Consider the following 4,477-nt stretch of genomic DNA (forward strand, 5'->3'; position numbering starts at 1 on the left):
GGTCGGAGATGTAGCGTCCGGTGACGTCGGCCGCCTGTTCCAGCCGGCGCTGTGCGCGCGCGCTGGTGGTGGAGGCGGCGTCGAGGCCGCGCTGCACGGCCTGCTGCACGCGTGCGGCCAGTTGTTCGACCGCGGGTTCCGCGTCGCGGCGCAATTCGCGGACCTTCTCGCCGGCCGCATTCACCGCGTTCTGTGCATAGGCCCGGGTCGTTTCCACCGCATCGTTGGCGGTCTGGCGGGCATCGTCGGCAAGTTGCGAGGGAGTCTTGGTCGTGTTCATGAATCTTTCCTTTCCGGGGAGATGAATTGCGGGAGCCTGTGGATCGTACCTACGCTACTTGCGTCGTAGCAAGCCGGCCAGGAAACTGGCGATGGCAAGCACGGCGAAGATCACGAAAAGGATCTTGGCGATCCCTACCGCGCTGGCTGCAATGCCACCGAAGCCGAACACGGCGGCGATCAGTGCGATGACCAGAAACACCACTGCGTAATACAACATGTGGACTCCTTCGAGGCTTCGCTCGTTGTTTGGAAATTGCGCGTCCAAGAGGAAATGAACGGCACGTGGCCAACCTTAAGTGGACCCCCCTGCGAGGGGCTGTCAGCGGCTGGGCGCGGGGAGCGTAGGAGATGGCCGAGTTCCTTGCGCGCCGATCCGTGCAGAAATACCGCAGGGGTGCCCCCAAGGGCTCAGAGCGGCTTCGCGATGGGAAGCATCGCGCTCACGCGGGTGCCGCGGCCCGGTGTCGACGAGATCGTGAGCCTGCCCCTGGCCGCCTCGACCCGGTGGCGCATGCCGGCCAGGCCGTGCGTCGACGGACGGATGCGCTGGGGGTCGAAGCCCTTGCCGTTGTCGGCCACTTCCACGACCGCGTGGTTCTCGTGGTTCTTCAGCACGATCGTCGCTTCGCTGGCCTCGGCGTACTTGCCGATGTTGGTCAGGCTCTCCTGCACCATGCGGTAGATCGTGAGCTGGCGCGATTCGTCCATGGCCACCGGTTCGAGCGCCATCTGGACCTGGATGCCCGAGCGTTCGGCGAACTCGCGCCCGAGGATCTCGAGCGACGCGACCAGCCCGAGATTCGACAGCGACGACGGCCGCAGGTCCTCGATGATGCGGCGCTTGAGCGCAATGCCGCTGTTGAGCAGCTCGGTCAGGTGCTGCAGCCGCTGGGTGGCGTCGGGCGCCTCCAGCAGCCGCGACTTGAGGCGTGCCACGTCCAGCTTGGCGGCGGTCAGCAGCGAGCCGAGCTCGTCGTGCAGCTCCCGCGCGAGATAGCCGCGCTCGGTTTCGCGCACGTCCTGCAGGTGCGTGGCCAGTTCGGCCAGCGATGCGGTGCGTTCGCGCACTTCGTCTTCGAGCGCATTGCGCTCGCGCTGCAGTGTTTCCTGCTGGCGCTCTCCGATGGAGCGCAGCGCGTGCGCCTGCCGCAGGTACAGGAAGAAGGCAAGGAACGCGGCAAGCGCGACGATGGCGGTGCCGATGCGCGCGAGCCGCAGCGACTTCATCACCTGGATCTGGCTCTGGTGCAGGGTCTGGTTGCTGATCTCCGCCAATTCGCCGGCGGTCTTGCGAATGGAATCCATTTCCTCGCGCCCCACGTCCGTCGTGATGACGAACTTCCAGGCCTCGTCCTTGCCGTCCTGCCGCAGCCGCACGCTCATGTCCATTTCAGCGATCTTGCGCAGCACATGCTTCGAAAGCTCCGCCAGCCGCGCACGCTCGGCCGGGCGTTCAGCGTACAGTTGGCGTAGCGCCGCAAGGTGGCCGTCGACCTGCTTGACCGCCGTGTCGTAGGGTTGACGGTAGCTGGCTTCGCCGGTCAGGAGGTAGCCTCGCTGGCCGGTTTCGGCATCGAGCATGTTTTGCAGGATCTGGTTGAGCGTACCGCGCACCTTCAGCGCCGCGTCGATGTCTGCCAGGGCGCGGCTCGACTGGCGGTAGCCGGCCTCGTTGATCCCAACGAGGGCCAGCGCGGCCAGCGCCGCGAGCAGCAGGCTCACGGCCATTTTTGGAGGGGCTAGCCAATGCATGAAACTTTCGAAGGTGCTTTCAACACAAGTTCGTGAATAATTGACAACAAGCAGGGGACCGGCATGCTGCGGCTTGCGCAGGCGCGGCACAACGAAGAAAGTAACAGATGATCAAAATTGGAATTGTGGACGACCACGCCATCGTCAGATCTGGCCTCAGGCAGTTCTTCTCCGAACACGTCGATTTGCGCGTGGCCGGCGAAGCCGCCAGCGGGCGCGAGGCCATCGAGCTCGTGCGCACCACCGAACTCGACGTGCTGGTGATGGACCTTTCCATGCCGGGGCAGAGCGGCATCGACGCTCTCGCCATGATCCGCGCCAAGGCGCCGGACGTGGGCATCCTCATCCTGAGCGGCTATCCCGAAGAGCACTACGCGATGAATCTCATCCGCCAGGGTGCGAGCGGCTACCTCAACAAGGAATGCGATCCGATGGAGATCGTCAACGCCATTCGCACCATCTCGCTCGGCCGCCGCTACATCACGCCGGCCGTGGCGGAGCTGCTGGCACGCCAGCTCGACCGCAAGGACGATGCCGCGCCGCACGAGCAGCTGTCGGAGCGCGAGTTCCAGGTGTTCCTGAAGCTCGCCAAGGGCGAGACCGCGGGCGACATCGCCAAGACGCTGTCGCTGTCGGTGAAGACCGTCAGCACCTATCGCACGCGCCTCATGGAGAAGATGAACCTGTCCTCCAACAGCGACCTCACGTACTACGCACTGAAGAACAAGCTGATCGATTGATGGAAGCAGCCGGCGGCCGCCGGCTACTTCTTCAACCGGTGCCGCCCGTGCCGCTCGTGGGGCGGTGAGCCACCGCCTCCAGGATGCAGAAGTCGACCAGCGCGTCGATCTCGTTCGACTTGTCGAACACCGCATCCACGCCGAATTCGGCGCAGCGCCGCCGGATGTCGGGCGTTGCGTAGTTGCTGAGCACCACCACCTTCTGGTTCGCCCGGCGTGAGGTGCAGGCCTGCAGCACGCCCAGGCCGCTGCCCTGCTTGAGGAAAAGGTCGACCACCGCCAGGTCCCACTCCTCGCTGTGGTCGTGCAGCCACTGCCTCGCATGGGCCTCGGTTTCGGCAAAGCCGACCACCGTCGTGCAGGTGAGTTCTTCCAGGGTGCCAATGAGGTTTTCACGGATCGTGAGGTTGTCTTCGACGATGTAGGTCTGCAATCTTGTCTCCATGCCGAACCGCGCTTCCTCTGACGTTGGCAGGTGTCTTCGACGCCCCGCTGGCGAATGCCTGCACACCGGAAATTTGTGGCGCCGCCGACGAGCATCATGCAAGTTTCGGAGGAAGGGTGTTGTAGGCGCGTTCTGACGAAGGCGCTGGCGGGGCCCCTCCGTAGGCATTGCCTCACGGTTTCTGCGGTCCATTGCCGACCCGCGATGCACTGCGGCCGATATATCCCGTCGGCATGGCAACGAACGTGCTTCGCGACCGGTCGCTCTGGCTCAAGCTGCTTGCGGCTTTCGTGCTGCTGCTTGCCGCACTGGCGGTGCTGCTGGCGTTCTTTCCGTGGGACACCTTGCGCGGACCGGTCAACCGCTATGTCAGCGAGAAGACCGGGCGCAAGTTCGAGATCACGCGCCGGCTCGACGTGGGCATCGGCCTGCGCGGCGCCACCGTCAAGGCCGACGGCATCGAGTTTGCCAATCCGCCCTGGGCTCGCGAGCCCTACCTGTTGAAGGCCGAGCGCGCGGAGTTCGACATCCGGCTCTGGCCCCTCGTCTCGCGCAAGGTCGTGATCCCGCGCCTGGCGCTGTCCTCGCCCACGCTGGGTCTGCAGATCGAGCCGGACGGGCGCCGCACCTGGGCGCTCGGCAAGGACACCTCCGATGCCGGCACCGTGCCCGTCATCGGCCTGATGCAGGTCGACAGCGGCGCAGTCGACTTCCTGGCCACGCACCTGGGCGTCGACCTGCATGCGGACGTGAGCTACGACACCAGCCGGGGAACGCTCCCGCTCAGCTACCGCATCAAGGGCCGCTACAAGGGCCAGCCGCTGACGGCCGAGGGCCGCACCGGCAACGTTCTGCAGCTCAAGGCGGCCGGCCAGCCACCGTTCCCGCTGGAGGTCGATGCCGCGGCCGGCCAGACGCGGCTGAAGGCCTCGGGCACGGTGACCGACTTTGCCGACCTCGACGGCATCCAGGCCACGTTCGACCTCAAGGGCCAGACCCTTGGCGCGCTGTTCCCGCTGCTGGGCATCGCGCTGCCGGAAACCTCTCCCTATGCGCTGAGCGGCGAGTTGCGCAAGCGCGGCAAGCTGTGGGAGGTGGCCGGGCTCAAGGGCCGGCTCGGCCTTTCCGACATCGCCGGCGACATGCGCTTCGACAAGGCCGGCCAGGTGCCGCACCTGGCGGGGGAGCTGCGCTCCAAGGTCATGGACATGGACGACCTGGGCCCGCTCATCGGCCTGCCGCCGACCGAACGCTCGGC

Annotated in this window: 6 protein-coding genes; 2 read left to right on the top strand and 4 right to left on the bottom strand. The window is 65.9% G+C overall.

The window, feature by feature from the left end:
• The 3 genes from AC1DOC_RS20835 to AC1DOC_RS20845 form a co-directional block, all read right to left on the bottom strand.
• Positions 1-280: hypothetical protein (locus AC1DOC_RS20835; RefSeq protein ID WP_478130404.1), on the bottom strand; the 280-nt coding region annotated here is incomplete at its 3' end.
• Positions 281-334: 54 nt separating this feature from the next.
• A complete protein-coding gene (locus tag AC1DOC_RS20840) occupies positions 335-499 on the bottom strand; it encodes a DUF1328 domain-containing protein (RefSeq protein WP_015866884.1) in 165 nt (54 codons plus the stop codon).
• A gap of 191 nt (positions 500-690) precedes the next feature.
• On the bottom strand, positions 691-2,010 hold the full coding sequence (locus AC1DOC_RS20845; protein ID WP_436300688.1) for a CHASE3 domain-containing protein: 1,320 nt from the start codon (positions 2,008-2,010) through the stop codon (positions 691-693).
• Between the two features lie 131 nt (positions 2,011-2,141).
• On the opposite strand from AC1DOC_RS20845, the gene AC1DOC_RS20850 reads away from it, so the two are divergent.
• Positions 2,142-2,774, top strand: coding sequence for a response regulator (locus AC1DOC_RS20850; protein WP_015866882.1), 633 nt, complete (start codon positions 2,142-2,144; stop codon positions 2,772-2,774).
• A gap of 31 nt (positions 2,775-2,805) precedes the next feature.
• Here AC1DOC_RS20850 and AC1DOC_RS20855 read toward each other — a convergent pair whose 3' ends face one another.
• A complete protein-coding gene (locus AC1DOC_RS20855) occupies positions 2,806-3,219 on the bottom strand; it encodes a response regulator (RefSeq protein WP_015866881.1) in 414 nt (137 codons plus the stop codon).
• 233 nt (positions 3,220-3,452) lie between these two features.
• On the opposite strand from AC1DOC_RS20855, the gene AC1DOC_RS20860 reads away from it, so the two are divergent.
• On the top strand, positions 3,453-4,477 hold a 1,025-nt coding region (locus AC1DOC_RS20860), incomplete at its 3' end, for an AsmA family protein (RefSeq protein WP_478130405.1).

It is taken from the genome of Variovorax sp. 01T439_2 (genome assembly GCF_056398445.1).

What these genes read in the sequence shown, in the direction of transcription:
- AC1DOC_RS20855 (WP_015866881.1), bottom strand. Translation starts at nt 3,219, where the DNA reads ATGGAGACAAGATTGCAGACCTACATCGTCGAAGACAACCTCACGATC.
- AC1DOC_RS20845 (WP_436300688.1), bottom strand. Translation starts at nt 2,010, where the DNA reads ATGGCCGTGAGCCTGCTGCTCGCGGCGCTGGCCGCGCTGGCCCTCGTT.
- AC1DOC_RS20840 (WP_015866884.1), bottom strand. Translation starts at nt 499, where the DNA reads ATGTTGTATTACGCAGTGGTGTTTCTGGTCATCGCACTGATCGCCGCC.
- AC1DOC_RS20850 (WP_015866882.1), top strand. Translation starts at nt 2,142, where the DNA reads ATGATCAAAATTGGAATTGTGGACGACCACGCCATCGTCAGATCTGGC.